The organism is Rhodococcus sp. IEGM 1305 (assembly GCF_030058635.1).
Classification (GTDB): Bacteria; Actinomycetota; Actinomycetes; order Mycobacteriales; family Mycobacteriaceae; genus Rhodococcus_F; species Rhodococcus_F opacus_D.
Genome location: NZ_JASHKX010000002.1, coordinates 362,262 through 386,211, shown reverse-complemented (window position 1 = coordinate 386,211; position 23,950 = coordinate 362,262). Strand labels below are relative to the sequence as shown.

The 23,950-nt window shown below is 67.5% G+C and carries 25 protein-coding genes; 14 read left to right on the top strand and 11 right to left on the bottom strand.

Annotated elements, in window-relative coordinates:
• Window positions 1–15: 15 nt before the first annotated feature.
• Genes QM693_RS05400 through QM693_RS05390 form a run of 3 tightly spaced genes read right to left on the bottom strand, consistent with a single transcriptional unit; the run spans window position 16 to window position 3,944 of the window.
• Window positions 16–1,158: an XdhC family protein gene (locus tag QM693_RS05400; RefSeq protein WP_283351644.1), complete on the bottom strand. Its 1,143-nt coding sequence runs from the start codon at window positions 1,156–1,158 to the stop codon at window positions 16–18.
• Between the two features lie 51 nt (window positions 1,159–1,209).
• A complete protein-coding gene (locus QM693_RS05395) occupies window positions 1,210–3,021 on the bottom strand; it encodes a DUF4873 domain-containing protein (protein WP_283351643.1) in 1,812 nt (603 codons plus the stop codon).
• Window positions 3,018–3,944 carry an AurF N-oxygenase family protein gene (locus QM693_RS05390; protein ID WP_283351642.1) on the bottom strand — a complete coding sequence of 309 codons (927 nt, stop codon included), beginning with the start codon at window positions 3,942–3,944 and terminating at the stop codon, window positions 3,018–3,020. The genes QM693_RS05395 and QM693_RS05390 overlap by 4 nt, the downstream gene beginning before the upstream one ends.
• A gap of 125 nt (window positions 3,945–4,069) precedes the next feature.
• On the opposite strand from QM693_RS05390, the gene QM693_RS05385 reads away from it, so the two are divergent.
• The 4 genes from QM693_RS05385 to QM693_RS05370 are packed head-to-tail and all read left to right on the top strand — an operon-like array spanning window position 4,070 to window position 5,990.
• Window positions 4,070–4,687 (top strand): TetR/AcrR family transcriptional regulator, encoded by a 618-nt coding sequence (locus QM693_RS05385; protein ID WP_283351641.1) that lies wholly within the window; start codon window positions 4,070–4,072, stop codon window positions 4,685–4,687.
• Window positions 4,688–4,720: 33 nt separating this feature from the next.
• Window positions 4,721–5,038 carry an ArsR/SmtB family transcription factor gene (locus QM693_RS05380; protein ID WP_009478258.1) on the top strand — a complete coding sequence of 106 codons (318 nt, stop codon included), beginning with the start codon at window positions 4,721–4,723 and terminating at the stop codon, window positions 5,036–5,038.
• Window positions 5,035–5,598 (top strand): SRPBCC family protein, encoded by a 564-nt coding sequence (locus QM693_RS05375; RefSeq protein WP_280780663.1) that lies wholly within the window; start codon window positions 5,035–5,037, stop codon window positions 5,596–5,598. Before QM693_RS05380 ends, QM693_RS05375 begins: the two co-directional genes overlap by 4 nt.
• A 41-nt stretch (window positions 5,599–5,639) precedes the next feature.
• Window positions 5,640–5,990: a VOC family protein gene (locus QM693_RS05370; RefSeq protein WP_280780662.1), complete on the top strand. Its 351-nt coding sequence runs from the start codon at window positions 5,640–5,642 to the stop codon at window positions 5,988–5,990.
• 6 nt (window positions 5,991–5,996) lie between these two features.
• Here the strand turns inward: QM693_RS05370 and QM693_RS05365 are convergent, their stop codons facing one another.
• From QM693_RS05365 to QM693_RS05355, 3 genes are all read right to left on the bottom strand, one after another.
• On the bottom strand, window positions 5,997–6,479 hold the full coding sequence (locus tag QM693_RS05365) for a sigma factor-like helix-turn-helix DNA-binding protein (RefSeq protein WP_283351640.1): 483 nt from the start codon (window positions 6,477–6,479) through the stop codon (window positions 5,997–5,999).
• Window positions 6,480–6,604: 125 nt separating this feature from the next.
• Entirely contained in the window at window positions 6,605–7,066 is a 462-nt protein-coding gene (arfB, locus tag QM693_RS05360) for an alternative ribosome rescue aminoacyl-tRNA hydrolase ArfB (protein ID WP_164062823.1), read from the bottom strand.
• Window positions 7,063–8,055 carry an alpha/beta hydrolase gene (locus QM693_RS05355; protein WP_283351639.1) on the bottom strand — a complete coding sequence of 331 codons (993 nt, stop codon included), beginning with the start codon at window positions 8,053–8,055 and terminating at the stop codon, window positions 7,063–7,065. The genes arfB and QM693_RS05355 overlap by 4 nt, the downstream gene beginning before the upstream one ends.
• A gap of 172 nt (window positions 8,056–8,227) precedes the next feature.
• On the opposite strand from QM693_RS05355, the gene QM693_RS05350 reads away from it, so the two are divergent.
• Together QM693_RS05350 and QM693_RS05345 are read left to right on the top strand one after the other, a co-directional pair.
• Window positions 8,228–9,322, top strand: coding sequence for a GmrSD restriction endonuclease domain-containing protein (locus tag QM693_RS05350; protein ID WP_283330898.1), 1,095 nt, complete (start codon window positions 8,228–8,230; stop codon window positions 9,320–9,322).
• A gap of 107 nt (window positions 9,323–9,429) precedes the next feature.
• Window positions 9,430–9,726 carry a response regulator transcription factor gene (locus QM693_RS05345; RefSeq protein ID WP_280780657.1) on the top strand — a complete coding sequence of 99 codons (297 nt, stop codon included), beginning with the start codon at window positions 9,430–9,432 and terminating at the stop codon, window positions 9,724–9,726.
• A 5-nt stretch (window positions 9,727–9,731) separates the two neighbouring features.
• On the opposite strand, the gene QM693_RS05340 is transcribed toward QM693_RS05345, so the two are convergent.
• A complete protein-coding gene (locus tag QM693_RS05340) occupies window positions 9,732–11,018 on the bottom strand; it encodes an alpha-hydroxy-acid oxidizing protein (protein ID WP_283351638.1) in 1,287 nt (428 codons plus the stop codon).
• Window positions 11,019–11,122: 104 nt separating this feature from the next.
• Here QM693_RS05340 and QM693_RS05335 point away from each other — a divergent pair, with 104 nt between their 5' ends.
• Complete coding sequence (locus tag QM693_RS05335; protein WP_283351637.1) at window positions 11,123–11,896, top strand: VOC family protein; 774 nt, start codon at window positions 11,123–11,125, stop codon at window positions 11,894–11,896.
• Between the two features lie 33 nt (window positions 11,897–11,929).
• Here the strand turns inward: QM693_RS05335 and QM693_RS05330 are convergent, their stop codons facing one another.
• Window positions 11,930–12,859, bottom strand: a complete 930-nt coding sequence (locus QM693_RS05330) for an alpha/beta fold hydrolase (protein WP_011597417.1) — start codon at window positions 12,857–12,859, stop codon at window positions 11,930–11,932.
• A 49-nt stretch (window positions 12,860–12,908) separates the two neighbouring features.
• The gene (locus QM693_RS05325; RefSeq protein ID WP_283351636.1) at window positions 12,909–13,526 is read right to left on the bottom strand and encodes a TetR/AcrR family transcriptional regulator; all 618 of its coding nucleotides are present in this window, start codon (window positions 13,524–13,526) and stop codon (window positions 12,909–12,911) included.
• Window positions 13,527–13,612: 86 nt separating this feature from the next.
• On the opposite strand from QM693_RS05325, the gene QM693_RS05320 reads away from it, so the two are divergent.
• The 3 genes from QM693_RS05320 (at window position 13,613) to QM693_RS05310 (ending at window position 17,040) form a co-directional block, all read left to right on the top strand.
• The gene (locus QM693_RS05320; RefSeq protein WP_283330894.1) at window positions 13,613–14,971 is read left to right on the top strand and encodes a cytochrome P450; all 1,359 of its coding nucleotides are present in this window, start codon (window positions 13,613–13,615) and stop codon (window positions 14,969–14,971) included.
• 72 nt (window positions 14,972–15,043) lie between these two features.
• Window positions 15,044–16,204, top strand: coding sequence for an alkaline phosphatase family protein (locus QM693_RS05315; protein WP_283351635.1), 1,161 nt, complete (start codon window positions 15,044–15,046; stop codon window positions 16,202–16,204).
• Between the two features lie 74 nt (window positions 16,205–16,278).
• The gene (locus QM693_RS05310; protein WP_283351634.1) at window positions 16,279–17,040 is read left to right on the top strand and encodes an HNH endonuclease family protein; all 762 of its coding nucleotides are present in this window, start codon (window positions 16,279–16,281) and stop codon (window positions 17,038–17,040) included.
• Here the strand turns inward: QM693_RS05310 and QM693_RS05305 are convergent, their stop codons facing one another.
• Both QM693_RS05305 and QM693_RS05300 read right to left on the bottom strand, forming a co-directional pair.
• A complete protein-coding gene (locus QM693_RS05305) occupies window positions 17,041–17,664 on the bottom strand; it encodes a DUF3060 domain-containing protein (RefSeq protein WP_283351633.1) in 624 nt (207 codons plus the stop codon). It lies immediately after the preceding gene.
• A gap of 34 nt (window positions 17,665–17,698) precedes the next feature.
• Complete coding sequence (locus QM693_RS05300) at window positions 17,699–18,718, bottom strand: beta-ketoacyl-ACP synthase III (RefSeq protein ID WP_105417277.1); 1,020 nt, start codon at window positions 18,716–18,718, stop codon at window positions 17,699–17,701.
• 285 nt (window positions 18,719–19,003) lie between these two features.
• Here QM693_RS05300 and QM693_RS05295 point away from each other — a divergent pair, with 285 nt between their 5' ends.
• The 4 genes from QM693_RS05295 (at window position 19,004) to QM693_RS05280 (ending at window position 23,895) form a co-directional block, all read left to right on the top strand.
• Window positions 19,004–20,119 (top strand): glycoside hydrolase family 183 protein, encoded by a 1,116-nt coding sequence (locus QM693_RS05295; RefSeq protein ID WP_283330890.1) that lies wholly within the window; start codon window positions 19,004–19,006, stop codon window positions 20,117–20,119.
• Window positions 20,120–20,140: 21 nt separating this feature from the next.
• Window positions 20,141–20,764 carry a class I SAM-dependent methyltransferase gene (locus QM693_RS05290; protein ID WP_283351632.1) on the top strand — a complete coding sequence of 208 codons (624 nt, stop codon included), beginning with the start codon at window positions 20,141–20,143 and terminating at the stop codon, window positions 20,762–20,764.
• An 82-nt stretch (window positions 20,765–20,846) separates the two neighbouring features.
• The gene (locus QM693_RS05285; RefSeq protein WP_005243698.1) at window positions 20,847–22,682 is read left to right on the top strand and encodes an acyl-CoA dehydrogenase; all 1,836 of its coding nucleotides are present in this window, start codon (window positions 20,847–20,849) and stop codon (window positions 22,680–22,682) included.
• A gap of 229 nt (window positions 22,683–22,911) precedes the next feature.
• Window positions 22,912–23,895, top strand: coding sequence for a hypothetical protein (locus QM693_RS05280; RefSeq protein ID WP_283351631.1), 984 nt, complete (start codon window positions 22,912–22,914; stop codon window positions 23,893–23,895).
• The last annotated feature ends 55 nt before the right edge of the window (window positions 23,896–23,950 follow it).

Below are 23,950 nucleotides of genomic sequence, written 5' to 3'. Positions count from 1 at the left end.
CCCGGCTGAACCGCCCTAGTCGACGTAAGAATCGACGGGTTCCTCGTGGTGGATCCGGCCACTCGACTCCGCCAGCGGGCGCCCCGTGCCACCCCACCGGCGGGCGATGATCTCGGCGGCGATGGACACCGCAGTCTCCTCGGGTGTCCGGGCGCCGATGTCCAGGCCGATGGGGCTCGACAGCCGGTCGAGTTCGGTGTCGGTCAGACCGGCCTCACGTAGGCGTTCACGCCGGTCCAGGTCCGTTCTGCGGGAGCCCATGGCGCCGATGAACGCGACGTCCGGGAGGCGCAGCGCCGTCTCGAGGAGCGGGACGTCGAACTTGGGGTCGTGGGTGAGTACGCAGATCACGGTCCGGCCGTCGATGGCCTGGGCATCGGCCTGCGCAGCGAGATACCGGTGCGGCCAGTCCACCACCACCTCGTCGGCCGTCGGGAACCGCGCGTGTGTCGCGAACACCGGACGGGCGTCGCAGACCGTCACCCGGTATCCCATGAAAGCACCCTGCCGGGCCACCGCGGCGGCGAAGTCGATGGCCCCGAACACGAGCATGCGCGGCCTCGGCGCGTAACTGGCGACGAACACCTCCATGCCCTCGCCGCGTCGCTGACCGTCGGTGCCGTACGTCAGGACGGTGCTGCCGCCCGCCGCGAGGAGGCCCCGGGCGTCGTCGGTGACCGCGGAATCGGCCCGGTCCGAGCCGAGCGAACCGCTCACGCTCTCGGGCCGGACGACCAGCCGGCGCCCCACCCGAGCCGCATCGGGATGCGCCACCACGGTCGCCACCGCGACCGGCAGGTGATTGTCGATGTCCCGGGTGATCTCACCGAGCTCCGGAAAACTATCCCGCGACACGGGCTCGACGAAGATGTCGATGATTCCACCGCAGGTGAGACCCACCTCGAACGCGTTCTCGTCGCTGATCCCGTACCGCTGAAGCACCGGCGTGCCGGACGCCGTGACCTCGGATGCGAGTTCGTAGACCGCTCCCTCGACGCACCCGCCGGACACCGAACCGGACGCGCTGCCGTCGGGCGCCACCACCATCGACGCCCCCGGCGGTCGCGGCGCGGAGCGGAACGTGCGGACCACCGTCCCGACACCCGCCGTTCCGCCGGCGGTCCACACCGCCATCAGGTCCGCCAGCACGTCGCGCATCAGCACCCTTCCCGCTCGAGTCCGACGTGTGATACACGCTCAGCACCAAGCTTATTCCGCCGAGGCGAGTTTGGCCCGGGAGACGGGAACCTCGACTTCGACCGGCGACAGCGGGAACGGGGGCGTGCCCACCCCGGCGATCCGGAAGTGGCCCCACGGGTCGCGCTCGGCGAGCGCCGCGGGCACTTCGGGACCGTCCCCGATCGTGAGGAACAACGGGGCGCGGTTGCGGCGTTTCGCCTCGTCGACGCCGGCGCCGACGACGCGGCCGTACCAGTGGTAGAGGCCGTCCAGTGGTTCGATATGACCGTTCAGGAAGACCTCGACGGCCACGGTCAGGTCGCCGGACGTGAGCACGCCGGGCCCGAGGTACTCGGTGTCGTCCTCGCGCTCGGCGAGCGAACTCAGCTCGAAGTGCCGGTCGTCGGGGGTGCGCGTGTGCCGCCAGTAGGATGCGCTCGACCCGGGCCACGCCGCCCGATTGTGGCCGGTGGAATCGAGGTACCAGCTGTCGCAACCCCCCGAATTCCACACCGAGCCCGCGAGTTTGCGGTGGACCACCCGGTTGAATTCGCGCTGCGCGCCCGCGCGCACCTCGATCCGGGTCGCGTCGCGCTTCTTCATCAGCGCCAGGCATCGGGTGATGTAGTGCGCCTGGGCCTCGATGACGAAGACGATCGACTGGTTGCCGCCACCGGAATTCGGCCCCATCATGAGGAAGAAGTTCGGGAACCCCGCGACCGCGACGCCCAGGTACGCCTCCATGCCGTCGCGCCAGGCCCGCTGGATCGTCAGGCCGCGGCGTCCCACGATGTGCTCGTTCTCGAACCGGTCGCCGACCGCGAATCCCGTGCCGTAGACGATGACGTCCGCCTCGTGCATCGTTCCGTCTTCGGTGCGGATCCCGCGTTCGGTGACCTCCGAGATACCCGAAGTGACCAGATCGACGTTCCCGCGTTGCAGGGCCGGGTAGAAATTGCTGGACACCAGAATCCGCTTGCAGCCGATGATGTAGTCGGGGGTCAGTGTGGCACGCAGTTCGGGATCACGCACCTGCCTGCGCAGCAGACCCCGGGCGGCCGACTCCAGCACCGTCATCAGTCGCGGGTGCAGGAACCCGGCGATCAGCGATTCGTGACTCCAGTAGATCGCACCGCGGTAAGCCTTCTGGACTCCGGGAACAGCCTTGAACACCGCCTTCTCCCCGGCGGTGATCGGACGGTCCAGCTTCGGCAGGATCCAGTGCGGCGTCCGCTGGAAGACGTCGACGTGCGCGGCCGTCCTCGCGATCTCCGGGACGAACTGCACGGCACTCGCTCCGGTGCCGATCACCGCCACCCGCTTACCGCTCATGTCGACCGAGTGATCCCACTCGGCGGAATGGAATGCCACACCCGAGAACGACTCCCGGCCGGGAAAATCCGGGACGCTGGGTTTGTGCAGCGGTCCCGGACCGGCGACCACGATGCGGGGGTGATAGACGGAACCCGACCGGGTCTCCACCCGCCACCGGTCGGTGGTGTCGTCGAACTCGTAGGAGATCACCTCGGAGCCGAACCGGATGTGGGGTGCCAGATCGTAGTCGCGGACCACCCGTTCGATGTAGTCGAGAATCTCGGGTTGCCGCGCGTACATCCGGGTCCATTTCCGGTTGGGCGCGAAGGAGAACGAATACATCAGCGACATCACGTCGCAACCACATCCGGGATACGTGTTCTCCCGCCACGTTCCGCCCACCCGATCGGCCTTCTCGAGAACGACGAAGTTCTCCTCGCCCGCCTCCTTCAGCTTGATCGCCATGCACAGTCCGGCGAATCCGGTGCCGACGACGAGGACGTCCGGCTCGGTGATTCCGGTTGTCACAGGAATCCCCCGCGCCGCCACAGCGCGCGGGACGTCGCTCGCATCAGCCCGTTCTCCTCGAGGAACGCGGCCAGCGACTCGAACCCGCGTCGTTGATTTTCGCGAAAGTGAGGATTTGCCAGTGCCTGTCGACGTGCCTCTTTCGGATCCAGCCCGGCCCGCTCGTACATGGCCGGGTTGGTGAACAGCCGCTGGAACAGCGGGCCGCCGATCCCCTGCAGCGTTCCGACCCACAGCCGGTCGATCCGGTGGCCTTCCGCGACGCGGCGACGCACCCCCTCGCGCGCGAATCGGATGTGCCGGGACTCCTCGGTGACGTGGATCCGCATCAGCCGGGAAATCATCGGCTGCAACTGCGGGTCCTCGAGGACGCGCCGCTGCGTGGCATCGAAGATCTCCTCACCGATCAGCGCGGCCACCCACAGCATGGTCCCGCGAAATGTCTTGGGCAGCACGTTGACCACGACTGCCTGATACCACCGGAGCTGGAAGGGCTTGGCGCCCATCTGCTCGATGGCGCGCCCGAACATCGTCATGTGCCTGCACTCGTCGCCCATCTCGGTGAGCGTGTATCGGGTGTGCAGCGAGCTCGGGTCGTTGTGCAGCAGCGCACGCAGGAGCGCCTGGTTGAGGATGTTCTCGAACCAGATTCCGACACTGAGGATGTTCGCCGATTCCTGCCGGGACAGCTCGATGCGCTGCGCCTCGCTCATCCGGTCCCACATCTCGGTTCCCCACAGGGACAGGACCTGCGGCGGCAGGAAGTACTTGCCGTCCTCGAGGGGCGCGTCCCAGTCGATATCGACCACGGGGGCGTACGAACGCTTGACGGAGCCTGCGAGGAGCCGGCCGGCGACTTCCTCCCGACCGATCGTGTGTGAACGCTGAGACATCGCTGATCCCTTCGTCGAGCGCGATTCCATCTCGTTGCCGTTTATAGGTAAAACGTAAACCCGGGTGTGACGCAGGTCAATGGTTATCTGTGACCCGAGTTCACATTTGTGGCTTCTGTTTGCGCCCACCACACCCGAACAGCACAATCAGGGCCGTGAGGACGCAGCCGACGACACCGACCCCCGGCGAACTCCGGGAACGGATCCTCGACGCGGCCGAGGAATGCCTGATCGAACTCGGTTACAGCACCCGGCTTCACGCGGTCATCGCCGAGCGAGCGGGACTGTCCCGGCCGACGCTCTACAAACACGTCGGCGATCAGTCCGCCATCCTCGAGGCCCTCTTCCAACGGGAGATCTCGCGGTTCTTCGTCGTGCTCGACCCGGTGCTGCGGGGACGGCAGAGCCAACTCCAGGTGCGATTCGTCGACGCCGTCGTGTTCGCCGTCCAGTACGCACGCGGACACCGGTTGCTACAGAAGGGATTGCGCGACGACCCCGACGTGGTGCTCCGCTGGTTCACGATCAAGGCGAAGCCGATGATCGAACTCGGGGCGCAACTTCTGACCCCCCACTTCGAGCGCCTTTTCGCTCCCGAGCAACTGTCGGGAGTGAGCCCCACCGCCATCTCCGAGTGGGCGTTCCGCATCATCGGCTCGCTCATCATCACGGAGGGGATCGTGGACACGTCCGACGAGCGGGCTCTGCGAGAGTTCGTCCGGTCCCTTCTGGCGATCGCATTCATGCCACAACCGGACGTTCATATTCCTTGACGCGTATATACACGTAGGCGCATACTCGGGGTCATGGCACCGGACGTGTTCACCGTGGTCGCCGAACCACAGCGCCGCAGAATCCTCGAACGGCTGCGGGCCGGCCACGCCAGCGTCGGCGAACTCGTCGACCAACTCGCCCTGCCCCAGCCGACCGTGTCCAAACACCTGCGGGTGTTGCGGCAGGCCGGATTCGTCACCTGCCGCACCGCGGCCCAGCAACGCATCTACAGCCTGCACCGCGAACCGTTCGACGAGTTCGACGCGTGGCTGCAGCCCTACCGCCGGCTGTGGGCGAATCACCTCGATGCGCTCGAGCGGCACCTCGAATCGAAGGAGACCCCGTCATGACCGAATCAGACGCACGCCGCGACTACCGCCCCGGCCCACTGCGGCACGTCGAAGCACGACCCGACGGCACTCGATGGGCTCTGACCTTCGTTCGCGACTTCACCCACTCGCCGGCGGCGCTGTGGACCGCGCTCACGGACCCCGGCGAACTTCCACAGTGGGCGCCGTACACCGCGGACCGGAACCTCGGAACAGTCGGTCCCGCGACCCTGATCATGGTCGACGGGCAGAACCGCACCGAACTCGACGGCACCGTGACCCGGGCCGACTCACCTCACGCCCTCGAACACGCCTGGGGTGACGACGTCCTGCTCTGGACGATCGAGGAAACCGACGCGGGCACCCGACTGACCCTGCGCCACACGGTCGACGACCAGCGAACCGCGGCGATGACGGCCGCCGGGTGGCACATGTGCCTGGACGTCGCCGAGGCCCTACTCGGCGGCAATCCGATCGGACCGATCGTCGGCGCCGAGGCGATGAACTACGGCTGGCGCGAACTCAACGAGCAGTACTCCGAACGCTTCGGCGTCGAACCGATCGATCCAACGCTGCAGTGAAATCGGAGACGGGCGTCCGCCGCTCCCCGTACCGTTGACGCATGGGACTGCAATGGGAAGCCGTGGTGGTCAACGCTCTCGATCCGACAGCCCTGGGACGCTGGTGGGCCGAGGCCCTGGGCTGGGGCGCCGTGACCGACTCGGACGGCGACGTCCACATCCGGCCCCGGGCCGACAGCCACCCGGAGATCCTGTTCGTGGCGGTTCCGGACCGGAAGCAGATACCGAACCGCCTGCATCTCGACTTCCAGCCCGACGATCAGCAGGCCGAGGTCGCGCGGCTTCTCGGGCTCGGCGCCCGGCACGCGGATGTCGGTCAGGGCGAGCAGAGTTGGGTGGTGCTCGCCGATCCCGAGGGCAACGAGTTCTGCGTCCTGTCCAGCCGGCGCTGACGCCGATCAGGCCACCTTCGCCCGCAGGGTCCGCAGCGTCTCGTGCTGCACGACGAGGACCCGGCCCACCGGGAGCCCGAGCAGGCCCGCGGTGTCGTGCACGGACAGCCCGTCGATGACCCGCAGCAGGACGATCTCCCGGGCGGTGGCGTCGAGATGGCGTAGCAGCACGGCCACTTCCGCCGGAATGTCCGGACTTCCGACCGCGCTGCCGTGGGCGTCCGCGACGGTCCGGCTCACGACGCGATACACCTCGCGGACCGGATGGTCACTGCGAGCGAGAGCCGGAAGTTCGCGCGCCACTGCGAGCAGCGCTTCGTGCGCCACCTCGTCCGCCGGCCGCGTGACCTGCGTGGAATTCCCCACGCGGGTACGGCAATAGCGCACTACCTGCGGCCACAGCGTCGTCATCACTCGCTCGACGGCCTTGCGATCCCCCGCCGCGGCAGCCGTCGCTGCCGAATGCAATTCCTCGTCAAGCACACTCATGTTGCCCTCGATCCCCCGACCTCGCCGCCTCCGGTCATCCGTCACGGCGCTCCCGTACTCATCTTCCGGCACACCAGGGGTCAGCACATCCGGGAGGTTCCCCATTTCCCGGTGCGTGAAACCCCTTACATGTCCGGCTTCCTCCGCAGGTTCTTGGTCTGGCCGCGTTGTTTCTTGGCGTCGAGTCTTCGTCGGTGCGAACCCTTGGTCGCCTTGGTCGGACGCCGAGTGCGGGTTTCGGCGAGGACCGCCGCGCGCAACAACGCCGCCATCCGGGCCCGGGCAGCGCGCCGATTGCGCAGCTGCGAACGGGTTTCGGACGCCGTCACGGTGACCACCCCGTCAATGAGCCTGTGTCCCAGCTGAACCTGCATGCGTTCGAGCTGGGACGGCGACAGCGTCGACAACGTCCACAGGTTCACCCGCAACTCCACCCGCGAGTCCGTGGTGTTGACGCCCTGACCGCCGGGACCGCCGGCGCGGGAGAACCGCCACTGCAACTCGGCGGCCGGAACGACGAGCGACCGCGTGATCTCGAGGTCGTCGGTGACCTCGCCGCCGGGAAACACCGGAGGAACTTCGCTCACACTCCCAGCGCCCGAGCGAGCACCGGCCAGGAATCGTGCAGGTCGTCCTGCCAGTATCCCCACGAGTGTGTGCCCGAGTTACGGAAACTTGCGGTTGCAGGTATTCCCAGTTCCCCCAGGCGATCCGTAAATCGATGGGTGCAGTAGTTGGTCACCGCTTCGATGGGACCACCCGCGTAGATCTGACGCGCGAGCGTCGCGACGTTCCCGTCGATCCCGGGGCCGTCCAGGGTCTCGTGGCGCCCCGGCAGACCGTTGCCGTTGGAGAGGAACAGTTCCGTTCCGCGCAGTTCGGCGGCGTGAACGTAGGGATCGTTCGCCGCCCACGCCGGATCGTCCGCCTTCCCGTACATGTTGGCCGGGTTGCCGTAGCCGTAGTTGTCCATGGTGATCTTGATGAAGAGCTGACCGAGCGGATCACTGGTCAGAGCGCAACCGCTGTAGGCGGCCACACCGCGGAACAGGCCGGGAGCGGCAATCGCCAACTGCAGAGCGGCAGTACCCACCCGTGACATGCCGGCGAGCGCGTTGACTCCGTTGGTGCCGAGGGCCGCGTCGACGACCGGCGGAAGTTCCTGAGTCATAAAGGTCTTCCACTTGTTCACCCCCATCACCGGGTCGGGGCTCTTCCAGTCCGTCCAATACGCGTTCTCGCCGCCGGACGGGCTCACGACGTTCACGTTCTGGTCGTCCAGGAACTCTTCGACATCGGTCTTCTCCCGACGGACTTGACCGTCGAGGAAGTACAGCGTCGGCCTCGGCACGCTGGTGTCGGCGGGGCGCTGCACGTACACCGGAACGACCCGCTGCATCGACGCCGAGAAGACGTGCAACGTCAGGTGTCTCGAATCGATCACGGTGACGTGATCGAGCGTCGACCCGTTCGGCGCCACCGCGGAACCTAGCGCCTGACCGGTGTCGACGATCGGATCGGCGGCCGCCGCGACGGTGCCGCCGAGGCAGAGAGAGACCACGGTCACAGCCGTCACGGCCGCTGTTCGCAATTTCCCCCGAAAGATCTGTCGTGTCACGACCGAGTACCGCCCTCCACCCGCACGAATTCCGGTCCCGGGCATGCTAACAGTTCCCGCAATGCCGAGTAACGGAAGAGCCCTTCCGCGCGATGAACATCCGACCCCCCACGTTCATTGAAGGACCGGCATGACGCTTCCCCCGCCCTCATCACCTGCCACTCGTAAGAAGTGGCCCTGGATCACCGGCGGGATCGTCGTAGTCGTGGCCGCGGTCTCGTTCCTCAGCCCCGGACAGGACGACCAATCGGCCCAGGCCACAGCGGTATCCGCGTCCGTGACGCCTACGGTCGCCGATTCGACGACGGCGCGTGCCGCGTGGAGTTCGTCGCCACCGGTGCCGGTTTCGTCTGCGCTCGCCCTCTCACCCGTCGAACCCGCCGCGGCCGGCGGCGCCGACGCGACCGCCGCGTTGCAGCAACTCGCCGGCCTCGAGGTCAAGGGACGCGCACCGAAGACCGGCTACGACCGGGATCTCTTCGGCCAGGCGTGGACCGACGACGTCACGGTCGACGGCGGTCACAACGGGTGCGACACGCGGAACGACATCCTCGGGCGCGACCTCGAACAGATCGTGTTCAAGCCGGGCAGCCGCGACTGCGCGGTACAGACCGGAACGCTGCTCGACCCGTACACGGGCAACACCATCTCCTTCGTTCGCGGTGAGGGCACGTCGAATGCCGTGCAGATCGATCACGTCGTCGCGCTGTCCGACGCCTGGCAGAAGGGGGCGCAGCAGCTCGACACCGCGACCAGGACGAACTTCGCGAACGATCCGCGGAACCTGAAAGCCGTCGACGGCCCCACCAACCAGCAGAAGTCGGACGGAGACGCCGCAACCTGGCTGCCCCCGAACAAGAGCTATCGGTGCACCTACGTGGCCGATCAGGTGGAGGTGAAGGCCGCGTACGGGCTGTGGGTGACCCAGGCCGAGCACGATGCGATCGCCCGGGTTCTCCAGGACTGCGGGGCGGCGACGCCTGCGGTCGCGCCCGCTCCGACTACCAGCACGGTCCCGGAAGCAGCACCTGCGCCCGCTCCCGCTCCCGTTCCCGCTCCGGCACCCGCACCGGTCCCGTTCGTCGACACGGCACCGCCGAGCGACGTCTACTACAAGAACTGTTCGGCGGCCAAGGCGGCCGGTGCCGCGCCGGTCCGCATCGGCGAGCCGGGCTACGGCACCCACCTCGATCGCGACGGCGACGGCGTCGGCTGTGAGAGCTGATCCGGGCCTGACGCGACAAGCACCTCCGCCACCAGTTAACCTGAACTGCCTGCAGGGACGTCGGGTACCTGTAGCGCATTCGTACATGTCAGAAAGATGAGATCGGCATGACCACTGCACCCGACGCACTCGGGCACCCCCCACATACCGACGAACCGGCAGTCGCCCGCACGTATTCGAAGCCGGCGTTGTCGGCGCGCGAGATCGAGGTTCTCCGCCACTGGTTGCGCGGCGACTCCAAGCTCGCCGTCGCCGCCGACCTCCACATCGCGCTCGGAACGGTCAACACGCACCTGACCCGCATCCGCGAGAAGTACGCGCTGGTCGGACGTGATGCGTCCACCAAGACGGCGCTGCTGGTGCGGGCCCTTCAGGACGGGATCATCACGATCGCCGAACTCTGACGTGTCTACGCCCTGCGCAGGGCGTTCCGGTCGATCTCGGCCACCGACGTCAGGCCGCTGAGACCCATCGTGAGGTCGAACTCGGCGATCACGTTGGCGGTGGCGTCCCGCGCACCGGCCTGACCTGCGAGGGCCAGGCCGTACAGGTGGGGTCTGCCGAGCGTCACCGCGTCCGCACCGAGGGCGAGGGCCTTGAAGACGTCTGCTCCCGTGCGGATTCCGCTGTCGAGGAGCAGCGTCAGCCTGCCGTCGACGACGGGCGCGATGTCCACGAGCGCGTCCAGCGACGATACGCTGCCGTCCACCTGCCGCCCACCGTGATTCGACACCACGATACCGTCCGCCCCGGCGTCGAGCGCGCGCCTGGCGTCGTCGGGGTGCAGCACACCCTTGAGGAGGATCGGCAGCGACGTCCTGCTGCGGAGGGTCTCGATATCGGCCCAGCTCAGCGACGGCCGGGAGTAGATGTCGAGGAACGTCTCCACGGCGGCCCGCGGTTCCGGCGACCGCAGGTTGTCGAGAAAGCGGCCCGGGAAGCGCCGGGTCATCGACACCAGCGACCGGATCGCGCCGAGCGTCACCTCGACGTCCGCCTTGCCTGCGGCGGCCTTGATCCGCTCGTGCACGATCCGGCGGAACACCGGATCGGACGTGTACTGCGCGATCCCCTGCCCCTGAGCGAAGGGCAGCGAGCCGAGGTTGAGGTCTTCCGGGCGCCAGCCGAGCATGGTCGTGTCGAGGGTGACGACGACGGCGTCCGCACGAATGTTCTCGGCACGCTGGAGCAGGCTGTCGACGAGATCGTCGTCGGTGCTCCAGTACAGCTGGAACCACCGGGGTGCGTCGCCCATCGCCGCCGCACTCTCCTCCATCGGTGCGCAGCCCTGGTTGGAGAAGATGTACGGCACACCCAGTTCGGCGGCCGCGGCCGCGATCGCCACATCCGCCTCCGGCCTGGCCAGTTCGGCCGCGCCCACCGGGGCGAGCAGCACCGGGGCCGGAATCCTGCGCCCGAACAACTCGACCCCGATGTCGCGCTTCGAGACGTCGCGCAACACCCGGGGAACGATCTGCCACTTGTCGAACGCATCGCGGTTGGCCTGCATCGTGCGACCCAGCCCCGCGCCGCCGTGGACGTACGCCCACCCCTTCGCGCTCATCTTCCTCTTCGCGCGTCGCTCCAGCGTGTCGAAGTCGGTGGGAACGGAGGGTGTGCGGCCGAGGACGCCGTCGCGGTAGATCAGATTCTGGCGGGCCCGGCCCGGACTGTCCTGGTTCTCGCTCGCAGACATGCGCCGAGTCTTCCACAGGCCGGCACGAACCGACGGCAGGTCGCCGGGACGCGTAGGTTTGTGACCGGCACCACACCGAACCCCAGACATCCCAGGAGACCGAGATGCCCGACCGCCCGTCCCTCACCGGCGCTCCCTGCTGGATCGATCTCACCAGTTCCGACCCACGACAGGTCATTCCGTTCTACACCGGACTGCTCGGGTGGAGGTCGGACACCAACGAGGATCCGCAGTACGGCGGTTACTCCATCTTCAGCATGAACGGCAAACCCATTGCGGGCCTTGGCCCGCAACAGCAGGGCAACCCGTACGGCAACGTGTGGACCACGTACATCGCGTCCGAGGACGCGGAGGCCACCGCGGCGAAGGCCGCCGAGGCGGGCGGCCAGGTGATGATGCCCGCAATGGTCGTGGGCGACCAGGGCACGATGGCCATCCTCGGTGATCCGGCCGGCGCCGTGATCGGCGTGTGGCAGGCCGATCAGCACGACGGATTCGGTCTCGTGGACGAGCCCGGCGCGCCCGTCTGGCACGAAACGCTGTCGCGGAACTACGCGGCGGCGCTCCCGTTCTACGCGGACGTTTTCGGCTGGACCTTCCGGACCCTCGGCGACACAGACGAATTCCGGTACTCGCAGGCGAACCTCGGCGACCGCACCGTGGCCGGAGTCATGGACGCCGACTCGTTCCTGCCCGAAGGCGTCCCCTCGTTCTGGCAGTTCTACATCGGCGTCGAGGACACGGATGCGGCGGTCGCGAAGGTGACCGAACTGGGCGGCAGCGTCCGGCGCGAACCGGAGGACACCCCGTTCGGGCGGCTCGCGTCCGTCGCCGACCCGCTCGGCGCCACCTTTCAGATCACGACGCTGCAGTCCTGATCCGGTGACGGTGGCGCGCAGAACGCGCCACCGTCACACCGGGCCGAACGGCGCCTGCGCCTCCTTGGCGTCCCAGATGTCGAGGAGCGAGCGGAGAATCTCCTCCGACATGCCCAGACCCCCGAGATGGCTTTCCCCGTGCATCGTGTGGAACTCGGCGTCGGGAAGAAGCGACACCATGTGCTGCCCGTGCCGGAGCGGAATGATGTGGTCGCAGTCGCCGTGCCACCACCGCACCGGGGTCTTCACCGCATTCACCCGGAATCCCCAGTCCCGCGCGAACAGGACGAGGTCGGCGAACGGTGCACTGAGCTGCTTACGGCCGCCGTTGAGCAGATCGTCGAGGAACATCGCCTTGAACTCCGGCCGCGCGAGCAGACGGCGGTCGCCCTCCGGCGACAGCCGCCCGTACAGGTCGATGATCGGCGACGCGAACGGTCTCGCCAGCCTGATCACGGAACTCGCCGCCAACCCGACGGGGACACCGCCCGCCGACAGCACCGGAGCCGCCAGGACGGCGAGATCCATCAGCCCGCTGCGGATCGCGTCGGGACCCTTCGTCGGCGCGACACCCCCGAGGATTCCGGTCGCGACCACGCGGTCGGGCATCGCGTACGCCGCGGCCAGTGTGTAGGGCCCGCCACCGGACAGGCCGACCACGGCCATCTGGTCGACGCCCAGCGTGTCGGCGACCGTCCGCAGGTCTTCGGCGAAGTCGATCACGGCGCCGTAGCGGTGCGGCGTCGACGACCCGACCCCCGGCCGGTCGATCCCGATCAGCCGGACGTGCTCGCGTTCGGCGAACGCCCGAGCCTCCATCGGCACCTGACGCCGCGCACCGGGTGTGCCGTGCAGCCAGAACACCGCCCTGCCCTGTGCCGAACCGAACTCCGCGAAGCCGAGCCGACGCCCCTCGCCTACCGCGACCGTGCCCTCCAACTGCGGGCGTGCGATATCCACCATGCCCACAGCTTCGCACGTGACACCCGTCACGTTTCCGCCCGGGACCCGATCAGCGGTGTGCGGTGGACGTGAACTGGTAGGTCGCGGCATCGACGATCTGCTCGGGAGACACCTCGATCTCGCCGTTCAGCCACGCCGTCATGAGCTCCGCGAGCCCGCCCACGAACAGCAGCGCGGTGATCTCGTCCTGCGGCGACGACCACGCCCGGTCGCCGTAGAGTTCCTTCGATTCCTCCGCGACCAGCAGGGCGAACGCCCGCAACAATTCACGCCGTCGCGTCCGCAGCGGTTCGGCGCCCGCCGATTCGATGATCGACACCCGCCCTTTCCTCGGGTCCGCCGTCAGGATGTCGACGAACGTCGCGATCGCCGCCCGCGCCCGCACCTCGGGGTCGCCGGTCACGGTCTCGAGGGTGACCCGCGTCGCCTCCGCGATCTCCGCGGCAATGCCCTCGATCACCTGCACCAGCAGGTCGTCCCGGTCGCGGAAGCCCTCGTAGAAATAGCGTTCCGTCAGTTTCGCCTCGGCGCAGATCGCGGTCATGGTCGCCTTCTCGCCACCCACGGTGCCGAACACCTGCAGTCCTGCCTCGAGCAGTCGCGCGCGCCGGTCCGCGGCGCGTTCCTCCGAACTTCGACCGCGGTACTGGCGCGCCGGTGAACTCATGACTCGATGTTGACAGACCTACAGGTGTGACGCACACTACACACATCTGACAGAGAGTCCTGTCACATACGCCACGAGGAGGGCCGATGCCCAAAGTTCTCGCTGCTCCCCCACCACAAAGCACCCTGCAACCCATCTCGGGCAATGCCGGATTCCCCGTCATCGGACACTCACTGGACTACTTCCGCGACCCGATGGGACTGCTGCAGAGTCGCTGGGATCGCTACGGCCCCGTGTCGTGGCTGAGCATGGCAGGCAAACGGTGGGTCACCGTGCTCGGACCGGACGGCTGCCAGACGGTGCTGCAGAACAAGGACCGGGCCTTCGTCAACAGCGACGGATGGAGCGTGCTGATCGGGCCGTTCTTCCACCGCGGGCTGATGCTGCTCGACGGCGACGAACACCTCGCCCACCGGCGAATCATGCAGCAGGCCTTCACCCGCGACCGGCTGTCGCGCTATACCGAGGCACTCCATCCGGCCGTCGAGAAGGGGCTCGACGGCTGGCAGCCCACCCCGGGCTTCGCCGCGTACCCCGCGCTGAAGGAGCTGACGCTCGATCTCGCCACGAGCATCTTCATGGGCGGCGCCGAGGGGTCGACGCCCCGGGAGATGGCCGAGATCAACAAGGCGTTCATCGACAGCGTGCAGGCCGCCACGTCGGTGGTGCGGTATCCCCTGCCCGGAACGCGGTGGAAGCGCGGCATCGACGGGCGCGCACGACTCGAGGAGTTCTTCCGCCGCTACCTGCCCGCGCGGCGAGCGGGCGCCGGCGACGACCTGTTCTCCGCGCTGTGCCACATCGAATCCGAAGAGGGGCAACGGTTCAGCGACGACGACGTCGTCAACCACATGATCTTCCTGCTGATGGCGGCGCACGACACGTCCACCATCACGCTGTCGACGATGATGCAGTACCTCGGTCAGCACCCCGACTGGCAGGAGCGGTGCAGACGGCAGTCGGCGGCACTGGGCACGTCCACCCCGACCTACGGTCAACTCGACGAACTGACCGACCTCGACCTCGTCATGAAGGAATGCCTGCGCCTCGTTCCGCCGGTCCCGGTGGTCGCCCGCCGCGCGGTCGAGGACACCGAGGTGCTCGGCCACTACATCCCCCGGGGCACGTACATGTCGGTGGTCGTGCACTTCACCCATCACATGCCCGAGTACTGGCCCGATCCGGAGAGGTTCGACCCCGAACGGTTCGCACCCGAACGCCGCGAGGACAAGGTTCACCGGTTCGCGTGGGAGCCGTTCGGCGGCGGCGTGCACAAATGCCTGGGGATGCACTTCGCGGGCGCCGAGATCAAGACGGTCATGCACCACCTGCTGCGGCGATTCGACTGGCAGGTGAGCCCCGGCTACGTCGCCCCGCTCAACTACACCTCGCTGCCGTTTCCCTCCGACGGCCAGCCCGTGGACCTGTACCACCGTGTCGGCTGAGCCGACTCTCCACATTGCGGGCTGAGCCGATATCCCAAGTGCAGCCTGAGCCGATACACCATAGTGGAAGTCATGACCGTTACGGCGCCCCCGCTCGACGTGTATTCGCAGCCGACGCTGTCCGCCCTGATGCCGTCCGTCCTCGCCGCACTCGGCGTTGCCGGCGAACCCAACCGGCTGCACCTGCCGGACAGCAGGCACACCGTGGTGTTCTTGATCGACGGCCTCGGCTGGACATCGCTGCGTCGCCACCGCGAACACGCCCCGTTTCTCGACAGCCTGACGGGACGGCCGATCCGGGCCGGCTTCCCCACCACGACCGCCACCAGCATCGCGTCGTTCGGCACGGGGTTGCCGTCCGGTAGTCACGGCATCACCGGCTACCAGTCATACGTTCGTGAGGTTCGCGGCACGCTCAACTGGTTGTCGTGGCGCGCGGGCCACAAGGGCGACGAACTCACCCGGCTGGTGCCCGAGGTCGTCCAGCCCGCTCCGACCGTGTTCGAACGCGCCGCGGCAGCCGGTATCACGTGTACGACGGTGGTTCCCGCGAAGTTCGACGGGTCCGGGCTCACCCGCGCCGTCCTCCGCGGCGGCACGTTCGCAGGAATACACGCATACGGTGACCTGATCGCGCACGTCGTCACCGCGGCCCGGGCAGGCGACCGGACCCTCACCTACTGCTACCTCAGCGAAATCGACACGCTCGGTCACATTTACGGACCGGGATCCGAATCCTGGTTGCACCAGGTCGCCCTCGTCGACCGGCTCGTCGAGAGGCTCGCCGCGGGACTCGCGGCGGCACAACCCGACACCCACCTGTACGTCACCGCCGACCACGGCATGGTCATCGTCGACGACGCGGACAAGATCGACTTCGACGCCACTCCCGTCCTGTCGGACGACGTGGTGGCGCTCGCCGGCGAACCGCGGTGCAGGCACGTCCACACCCGCGCCGGAGCCGGGCACGACGTCGCCGACCGGTGGAGGAGTGAACTGGGACACCGAATGTGGATCGGCACGAGGGACGAGGCCGTCACGGCGGGACTGTTCGGCCCGGCCGTGCGGTCCGAGGTGCAGGGCCGTATCGGGGACGTCGTCGCCATCGCCCAGGGCGGGGTCGCGGTGGTCCGCCGCAAGGCGGAGTCGAGGCTGTCCGCCCTGCCCGGGCAGCACGGCGCACTCAGCGACGACGAGTTGCTGATTCCTCTGCTGCACGGCGCCACCACGTAAACCCGGGTCGCTCACCGGTCCGCGCGACCACTCCTGATAGAAATGACGAACAGCGTTGATTTCAGGAGAGATTCATGCCCCGCTCTGCGGTACCGAATACCGGCTCCATCATCACGACCATCCGCACGAAGTGGGCCTGGATCCTCGCCGGGCTGTTCGTCGTCGTGCTCGTCACGATGCTCACTCCGGACCCCGACGACACCCTTGCCGCCGGAACCGGACCGGTCGCACCCTCGGAAGTCACTGACGCACAACAGATACAGACGGCGTTCACGCAACTGTCCACCCTCGAGGTGAAGGGCCGGGCACCCAAGACGGGCTACGACCGGGAACTGTTCGGCGCCAGCTGGACCGACAACGTGTCGGTCGAACTCGGACGCAACGGCTGCGACACCCGCAACGACATCCTGCGACGCGACCTCGTCGACATCACGTCACGGGACCGCACCCGCAACTGCGTGGTGCAGTCGGGCACGTTGCGGGATCTCTACACGGGCACCATCATTGCGTTCACCCGGGGCACGAAGACGTCGGACGCCGTGCAAATCGATCACGTGGTGGCACTCTCGGACGCGTGGCAGAAGGGCGCTCAGCTCCTCGACGCGCAGACCCGGGCGGACCTCGCGAACGATCCCCGCAATCTGCAGGCGGTGGACGGACCCACCAATCAGCGCAAGAGCGACGCCGACGCGTCGACATGGCTGCCCCCGCTGGCGGCGTACCGCTGCACCTACGTGGCGCGGCAGGTGGAAGTGAAAGTGGCGTACCGGCTCTGGGTGACGCCGCCCGAGCGCGATGCGATGTCCGCGGTGCTCACCGGCTGCGGAGCCCGGTGATCACGCGCCGGGCGGGGTGAGCCGGTTCTCGGAGCCCGTGTCGACCGACGGGGCCGGCGCACCGGAATCCCAGTCGACGGAGTTGTTGGACCCGGTGAGTTCGAGGGAGTCGAGGGACACGGCGCGCACGAAGTTGTCGTTGCCACTCACCGTCATCGCACCGGAGTCGTCCACGGTCACGGAGTTCCCGCTGCCGCCGACCGAGATCCGCCCCGCCTGCTTGCCGAGCACGGTGACGGCGTTGCCCTGCACGTCGATCGACTCGACGACGTCGATGATGGCACTGTTGCTGCGTCCCGAGATGGTGAGCGTTCCGGTCTGCCCGCCGACGACGTTGGTGTCCTGACCGTTCACGACGACCGCGTTCGACGTCGCGACGTTCGCCGAGACGCCGTTGGCCTCGATGGTGACGGTGCCGCACTCGCCGTCGAGGACGACCACGGCACCGTCCCTGTCGACGATCACGTCGCGGCCCGCGCAGTCACCGCCCGAGTTCAGTTCCACCGCGGAGCCGGACACCGTCGAGGTGCTGCCGCCGCCGGTGCTCCCGCCGCCGCAGCCCGCGAGGGCCACGGCGCCGGACATCAGCACCGCGACGGCGACCGACTGCCGGGTGACACTCATCGACCCCTGCTTTCCTGACCCCGACGGGCCCGGGTCAGTTCTTCGCGAGTACCGGCATCGTCACGACCTGGGCCGCGTAGGACAGCCCGGCTCCGAAGGCGAGCAGCAGGGCGGTGTCGCCGGGCTTGGTTGCGCCGGACTGCAGCATCTCCTCCATGGCGAGCGGCACCGACGCGGCCGACGTGTTGCCGCTCTCGGCGATGTCGTCGGACACGGGCACGTTCTCGGGGAGCTTCATGCTGCGGGCGATCACCTCGGTGATCCGCGAGTTGGCCTGGTGCGGGACGAACGCGTCGAGATCGTCGACCGACATGCCGGCCTTCTCGATCGCCCGCAGGGCCACCTTGCCCATCTCGAAGGCGGCCCAGCGGAACACCGCGGTACCGGCCATCTTGATGTACGGGCGCGTGGCACCCGGCGTCGTGATGTATTCGTACCAATCCAGGTCCTGCACTATGGCGTCGGCCTGGGCGCCGTCCGAACCCCACTCCACCGGACCGATGCCGGCGACGTCGCTCTTGCCCACGACCACGGCGCCGGCGCCGTCACCGAAGATGAATCGCGTCGAGCGGTCGGTGGGGTCGGTGGTGATGCTCATCTTCTCGACGCCCACGACGAGGGCGTAGTCGACGGACCCTCCGCGAACCAGATCCGACGCCACGGTCAGCGCGGTGCAGAAGCCCGCGCAGCCACCGCCGAGATCGAACGCTCCGGGCCCGTTGGTGCCCAGGGCGTCGGCCACCACCGCCGCGGCGGGCGGGGTCAGCAGGAGGTACGTCGACGTCGCGACGATGACGCAGCCGATCTGCTCGGGATCGATCCCGCTCGCTTCGATCGCCTTACGCCCGGCTTCGATGGACATCGTGACGACGTTCTCGTCCTCCGCCGCGAACCGCCGGTTGCGGATACCCGAGCGCGACTGGATCCACTCGTCGTTCGAGTCGATCAGTTCACAGATCTCGTCGTTGGTGACGACCCGTTCGGGCCGGTACACGCCGAGCCCGAGAAGGGCGGACTGCCGACCTCCAGCCACGGTGGCAATCTGCTTTCCCATCGATCGATCTCCTCATCAGGTCCCGCGTGGTTACGCGCAGTGTGGACTTGTCGCCAGCACACGTTACGTCGGCGACCGCCCAGCGGGTAGCACCGGTTCCTGTTACTCGTCGGTAATATCGGTTCGGCGGGGGTGCCGATGAAACGAACACTGCGGTCAAACCGACACTTTCGTAAGAACAGACTTGTTAGACTTCTGGCGATTTCCAGCAGTTGATCACCGGTAGGGGGAGTGGTCTCTTCGGGCCACGCAGTGCCGCCTGCTGCTAGAGATGGAGTGTCCTTCGTGAAGCGAACCAGAGCTCTTGCAGCAGCGTCACTCGTCGGCGCGGCCGTGACGTTGATCGCATTCGCCGGCCCGGCCGCCGCGAATCCCAACGCCATCAATCCGATCCCCGGACTCAACGGCACCAACGGGATTCCGCACCTCACCGGACGCACCCAGGCGGTCGCACAGCAGACCGGCATGCTCAGCCCGAACCGCACCCAGGACGCCAACGTCCTCGGCACCGACCTCGGCATCATGTGGGACAACGGCCAGGGGCAGGTCCTCACGGCGTTCGGCGACTCCGCCGGGCTCGGACTGCCCAACCTGCTGTCGGGCAGCCTGTGGGCCTGGCGCAGCAGCACACTGTTCCGCAGCACGGACGGCATCCTTGCCGACGGGATGAACTTCGACAGCTCTCCCCGCGACATCTTCGGCCAGTCCAAGGAGCTCGTCCCGAGCCCGAAGATCCCGTTCGTCGAAATCAGCCGCATCCCCACCGCCGGCGTCGCCGTCGGCAACACCCAGGTTCTGAGCATGATGTCGGTGAAGAACTGGGGACCGGCGGGAACGTGGGACACCAACTACTCCGGTCTCGTGTACTCACACGACAACGGCGAGAACTGGACCGTCGCCCCCGAGACGCAGCGCCCGAACGTCGGCGGCAACGCCAACTTCCAGATGAGCGCCTTCGTCAAGGCCGACGGCTTCGTCTACCAGTACGGAACACCCGCCGGCCGCGGCGGACTCGTCCACATCGCGCGGGTTCCGGAACCCCAGATCATGGACCTCGGCGCGTACGAATACTTCGACGGCGCCAAGTGGATCAAGGGCAACCCCGACGTCGCCAAGCCGATCATGCCGGGCGGAGTCGGCGAACTGTCCGTCGCGTACAACGAGTACCTCGGCCAATACCTCATGCTGACCACCGACCAGTACAACTCCGTGGTCATGCGCCGCTCACCGTCGGTCACCGGACCGTGGGGCCCACCGGAGGTGCTCGTCGACACCCGGGAGCTGCCCACGGCGTACGGCGCCTACATCCACCCGTGGTCGTCGGGCCGCGACCTCTACTTCCTCACGACGGTGCACAACAACTACAACGTGCTCCTCATGCGGACCACACTCACTCCGTAGCCCGCGTACTAGCGTCGGGGCATGGATGCAGCTGCCTGGGACGAACGGTATTCACAGAGCGACTTGGTGTGGGGCGCGCCACCCAACGCCGTCGTGGTCGAGCGAGTCACCTCGCTCCCCCGCGGCCGCGCACTCGACCTCGCATGCGGCGAGGGCCGCAACGCGCACTGGCTCGCCACCCGCGGCTGGGAGGTGACGGGGCTCGACTACTCGGCCGTGGCCGTCGACAAGGCCCGCCGGGTGGCCGCCGAGGCACCCCGCTCGGTCCGCGAAAGGCTCGACTACCGCGTCGCCGACGTCACCGATACGGACCTCGGCGGCGAGTACGACCTCGTGCTCATGATCTACCTCCATCTCGCCCCCGAGGAGCGTCTGCAGGTTGTGAACCGCGCCATATCTGCGCTGAAACCTGATGGAATCCTCATGATTTTGGGGCATGACGCCGTTAACTTGTCGCAGGGAGTCGGGGGTCCCCAGGACGCTGAAATCCTATACACACCAGACGATTTGGTGAACACGCTCGGCGGGCAACTCTCCGTCGACGTCGCCGAACGACGATTCCGCGAGACGGACGCCGGAACGGCGATCGACGCGCTCGTCGTCGCCCACCGCCCGAGTCTTGGCAGTCAGGTAAATCGGGCGTAATATCGCTGATGTTACCGACGAGTAATAACTTGGGCGGTACTAACGGATAGACCGCACCATCTCACTGGGAGAGACAGAAGACATGGGCCATTACAAGAGCAACGTCCGCGACCTGGAGTTCAACCTCTTCGAGGTACTCGGTCTCGAGCAGCCGCTGAGTGAAGGCGTGTGGGGCGATCTCGACGCCGACACCGTCCGCAACATGCTCAGCGAAGTTGCCCGCCTCGCCGAGGGACCGCTGGGCGAGTCCTTCGCCGACGCCGACCGCAACCCTCCGGTCTTCGACCCCGAAAACCACACCGTCACCCTGCCGGAATCGTTCAAGAAGTCGTTCCGCGCACTGTGGGACGCCGAGTGGTACCGCATGGGACTCTCCGAGGAGATCGGCGGCGTACCCGTCCCCCGGTCCGTCGTGTGGGCCATCGGTGAGCTGATCCTCGGCGCCCAGCCGGCCGCGCACATGTACCAGGCCGGACCCGCGTTCGCGGACGTGCTGTTCCACAACGGCACCGAAGAGCAGAAGAAGTGGGCCGCCACCTGCGTCGAACGCGGCTGGGGCGCCACCATGGTCCTCACCGAACCCGACGCCGGCTCCGACGTCGGCGCAGGCCGCACCAAGGCCATCAAGCAGGACGACGGCTCCTGGCACATCGAGGGCGTCAAGCGGTTCATCACCTCCGCCGACTCCGACGACCTGTTCGAGAACATCTTCCACCTGGTCCTGGCCCGCCCCGAGGGCGCAGGCCCCGGCACCAAGGGACTGTCGCTGTTCTTCGTCCCGAAGACGCACTTCAACTTCGAGACCAACGAATTGGGCGAGCGCAACGGCGTATTCGTCACCAACGTCGAGCACAAGATGGGCCTGAAGGTCTCCGCCACGTGTGAGGTCACCTTCGGCGGCCACGGCATTCCCGCCCAGGGCTGGCTCGTCGGCGAGGTCCACAACGGCATCGCGCAGATGTTCGACGTCATCGAGCATGCCCGGATGATGGTCGGCACCAAGGCCATCGCCACCCTCTCCACCGGCTACCTCAACGCCCTCGACTACGCGAAGGAACGCGTCCAGGGCGCAGACCTCACGCAGATGACGGACAAGGCCGCGCCGCGCGTCACCATCACGCACCACCCCGACGTCCGTCGCGCCCTCGCCATGCAGAAGGCGTACGCGGAGGGCCTGCGCGCCGTGTACCTGTACACCGCAGCGCACCAGGACGAGGCCACCGCCAAGCTGGTGTCCGGCGCCGACAAGGACCTCGCGTTCCGCGTCAACGACCTGCTGCTCCCCATCGTCAAGGGCGTCGGTTCCGAGCGGGCGTACCAGTACCTGACGGACAGCCTGCAGACCTTCGGTGGCTCCGGCTTCCTGCAGGACTACCCGATCGAGCAGTACATCCGCGACGCCAAGATCGACTCGCTGTACGAGGGCACCACCGCCATCCAGGCGCAGGACTTCTTCTTCCGCAAGATCGCCCGCGACCGCGGTGTGGCACTCGCCCACGTCGCAGGCGAGGTCAAGAAGTTCATCGACAGCGAGGCAGGCAACGGTCGCCTCAAGGCCGAGCGCGCCCTGCTCGCCACCGCCCTCGAGGACGTCCAGACCATGGCCGCCACCCTCACCGGGTACCTCATGGGTGCGCAGGAGCAGCCGTCCGAGCTGTACAAGGTCGGCCTCGGTTCCGTCCGCTTCCTGATGTCCGTCGGCGACCTGCTCATCGGCTGGCAGCTCCTCCGCCAGTCCGAGATCGCGATCAAGGCCCTCGACGAGGGTGCCTCCGACAAGGACAAGGCGTTCTACGAGGGCAAGGTCGCCATCGCGTCCTTCTTCGCGAAGAACGTTCTGCCGGAACTGACCGCCACCCGCAGCATCGTCGCCAACATCGACAACGACATCATGGAGCTCGACGAAGCAGCGTTCTGATCGGCTTCAGACGGCCCGGCGGCCGGGGTAGCTCCCCGGCCGCCGGGCTTTTTCGTGTCCCGACCATGTGGACTCCGGCACTCTTTCCCGGTCGACGCACCCCTTTTCGGCTCCCATAGGTAGTGCGCGAGCCGAGAGAGAGTGCGGGAGTTGTCCACAAGCCTCAGTTCATCCACAGCCGGGTCCTTCGGACCGGATTCTTCAGGCGGCTCCGGCGAGAATCGTTCCCATGGAACATGACCCGGGGGCGATGCTGCGACGCCAGGAGGCGTTGGACCGCGGCTACAGCGACGACGAGATCCGACGCCTGTACACACGCGGCGAATGGCAGCGCATCGGGCGCGGCGCATATCTCTCCGCGTCGATGTACTCGGCGCTCGGCGAGGAGGAACGTCATCGCTTCCTCATCGACTCGACAATTCACGCCGTGTCGGACGACGCAGTGCTCAGCCACCAATCCGCGGCCGTCGTGTACGGGCTGCCGTTGTGGAAGACGCCCCTCGACCGCGTGCACGTCACCAGAAACCGACGCGGAGGTGGCCGGATCAAGCGGCGGACCACGGTGCACTGCGCGCCCATCGGAGAGCGTGTGGCAGTGGTGGACGGGCATTCGCTGACCCTCCCGGTGCGGACCCTCATCGACCTCGCGAGAACTCTGCCGTTCGAGCAGGCCGTCGTGGTGGGTGACGCGGCCGTCCGGAGGTTCGGCATCAGCCGAGACGACCTGGACGCCGAAATCGCCCGCGCTGCGCGTCGTCACGGCGTCGATGCGGCGCGGAGGGTCGTCCGCTTCGTGAGCGGGCACAGCGAAAGCGTCGGTGAATCTCGAAGCCGGGTCATGTTGTCGCGTGCCGGGCTGCCCGCCCCGTCCCAGCAAGGCGAGGTGTTCGAACCCGGCGGGCGCCGAATCGGACGCGTCGACTTCCACTTCGACGGCATCGTGCTCGGGGAGTTCGACGGACGCGTCAAGTACGGACGGCTGCTGAAACCCGGGCAATCCCCCGGCGACGCGGTCTTCGCCGAGAAGCAACGCGAGGACGCGCTGCGCGACCTCGGATTCCAGGTGGTGCGGTGGATCTGGGACGACCTCGGGTCACCGCGGCTGGTGGCGGAGCGTGTCCGCCGCGCGATCGCGCGTGCCGGGTCGCCACGAGGCTGGGTGACGCAGGCACCGCTCCCGTCCGCCCAGCGGCTTACGGTGCGGTCGCTGTAGTCGCACCCTTTCTCGGTTCGCGCTCTACTTTTCGGGCCCGAAAAGCGGTGCGCGA

Bases quoted from the DNA above. Each gene is read 5' to 3' on its own strand.
- QM693_RS05400 (WP_283351644.1), bottom strand. From the start codon at position 1,158: ATGCGCGACGTGCTGGCGGACCTGATGGCGGTGTGGACCGCCGGCGGA.
- QM693_RS05390 (WP_283351642.1), bottom strand. From the start codon at position 3,944: ATGGAATCGCGCTCGACGAAGGGATCAGCGATGTCTCAGCGTTCACAC.
- QM693_RS05380 (WP_009478258.1), top strand. From the start codon at position 4,721: ATGGCACCGGACGTGTTCACCGTGGTCGCCGAACCACAGCGCCGCAGA.
- QM693_RS05375 (WP_280780663.1), top strand. From the start codon at position 5,035: ATGACCGAATCAGACGCACGCCGCGACTACCGCCCCGGCCCACTGCGG.
- QM693_RS05370 (WP_280780662.1), top strand. From the start codon at position 5,640: ATGGGACTGCAATGGGAAGCCGTGGTGGTCAACGCTCTCGATCCGACA.
- QM693_RS05365 (WP_283351640.1), bottom strand. From the start codon at position 6,479: ATGAGTGTGCTTGACGAGGAATTGCATTCGGCAGCGACGGCTGCCGCG.
- QM693_RS05350 (WP_283330898.1), top strand. From the start codon at position 8,228: ATGACGCTTCCCCCGCCCTCATCACCTGCCACTCGTAAGAAGTGGCCC.
- QM693_RS05345 (WP_280780657.1), top strand. From the start codon at position 9,430: ATGACCACTGCACCCGACGCACTCGGGCACCCCCCACATACCGACGAA.
- QM693_RS05340 (WP_283351638.1), bottom strand. From the start codon at position 11,018: ATGTCTGCGAGCGAGAACCAGGACAGTCCGGGCCGGGCCCGCCAGAAT.
- QM693_RS05335 (WP_283351637.1), top strand. From the start codon at position 11,123: ATGCCCGACCGCCCGTCCCTCACCGGCGCTCCCTGCTGGATCGATCTC.
- QM693_RS05330 (WP_011597417.1), bottom strand. From the start codon at position 12,859: ATGGTGGATATCGCACGCCCGCAGTTGGAGGGCACGGTCGCGGTAGGC.
- QM693_RS05325 (WP_283351636.1), bottom strand. From the start codon at position 13,526: ATGAGTTCACCGGCGCGCCAGTACCGCGGTCGAAGTTCGGAGGAACGC.
- QM693_RS05320 (WP_283330894.1), top strand. From the start codon at position 13,613: ATGCCCAAAGTTCTCGCTGCTCCCCCACCACAAAGCACCCTGCAACCC.
- QM693_RS05315 (WP_283351635.1), top strand. From the start codon at position 15,044: ATGACCGTTACGGCGCCCCCGCTCGACGTGTATTCGCAGCCGACGCTG.
- QM693_RS05310 (WP_283351634.1), top strand. From the start codon at position 16,279: ATGCCCCGCTCTGCGGTACCGAATACCGGCTCCATCATCACGACCATC.
- QM693_RS05305 (WP_283351633.1), bottom strand. From the start codon at position 17,664: ATGAGTGTCACCCGGCAGTCGGTCGCCGTCGCGGTGCTGATGTCCGGC.
- QM693_RS05300 (WP_105417277.1), bottom strand. From the start codon at position 18,718: ATGGGAAAGCAGATTGCCACCGTGGCTGGAGGTCGGCAGTCCGCCCTT.
- QM693_RS05290 (WP_283351632.1), top strand. From the start codon at position 20,141: ATGGATGCAGCTGCCTGGGACGAACGGTATTCACAGAGCGACTTGGTG.
- QM693_RS05285 (WP_005243698.1), top strand. From the start codon at position 20,847: ATGGGCCATTACAAGAGCAACGTCCGCGACCTGGAGTTCAACCTCTTC.
- QM693_RS05280 (WP_283351631.1), top strand. From the start codon at position 22,912: ATGGAACATGACCCGGGGGCGATGCTGCGACGCCAGGAGGCGTTGGAC.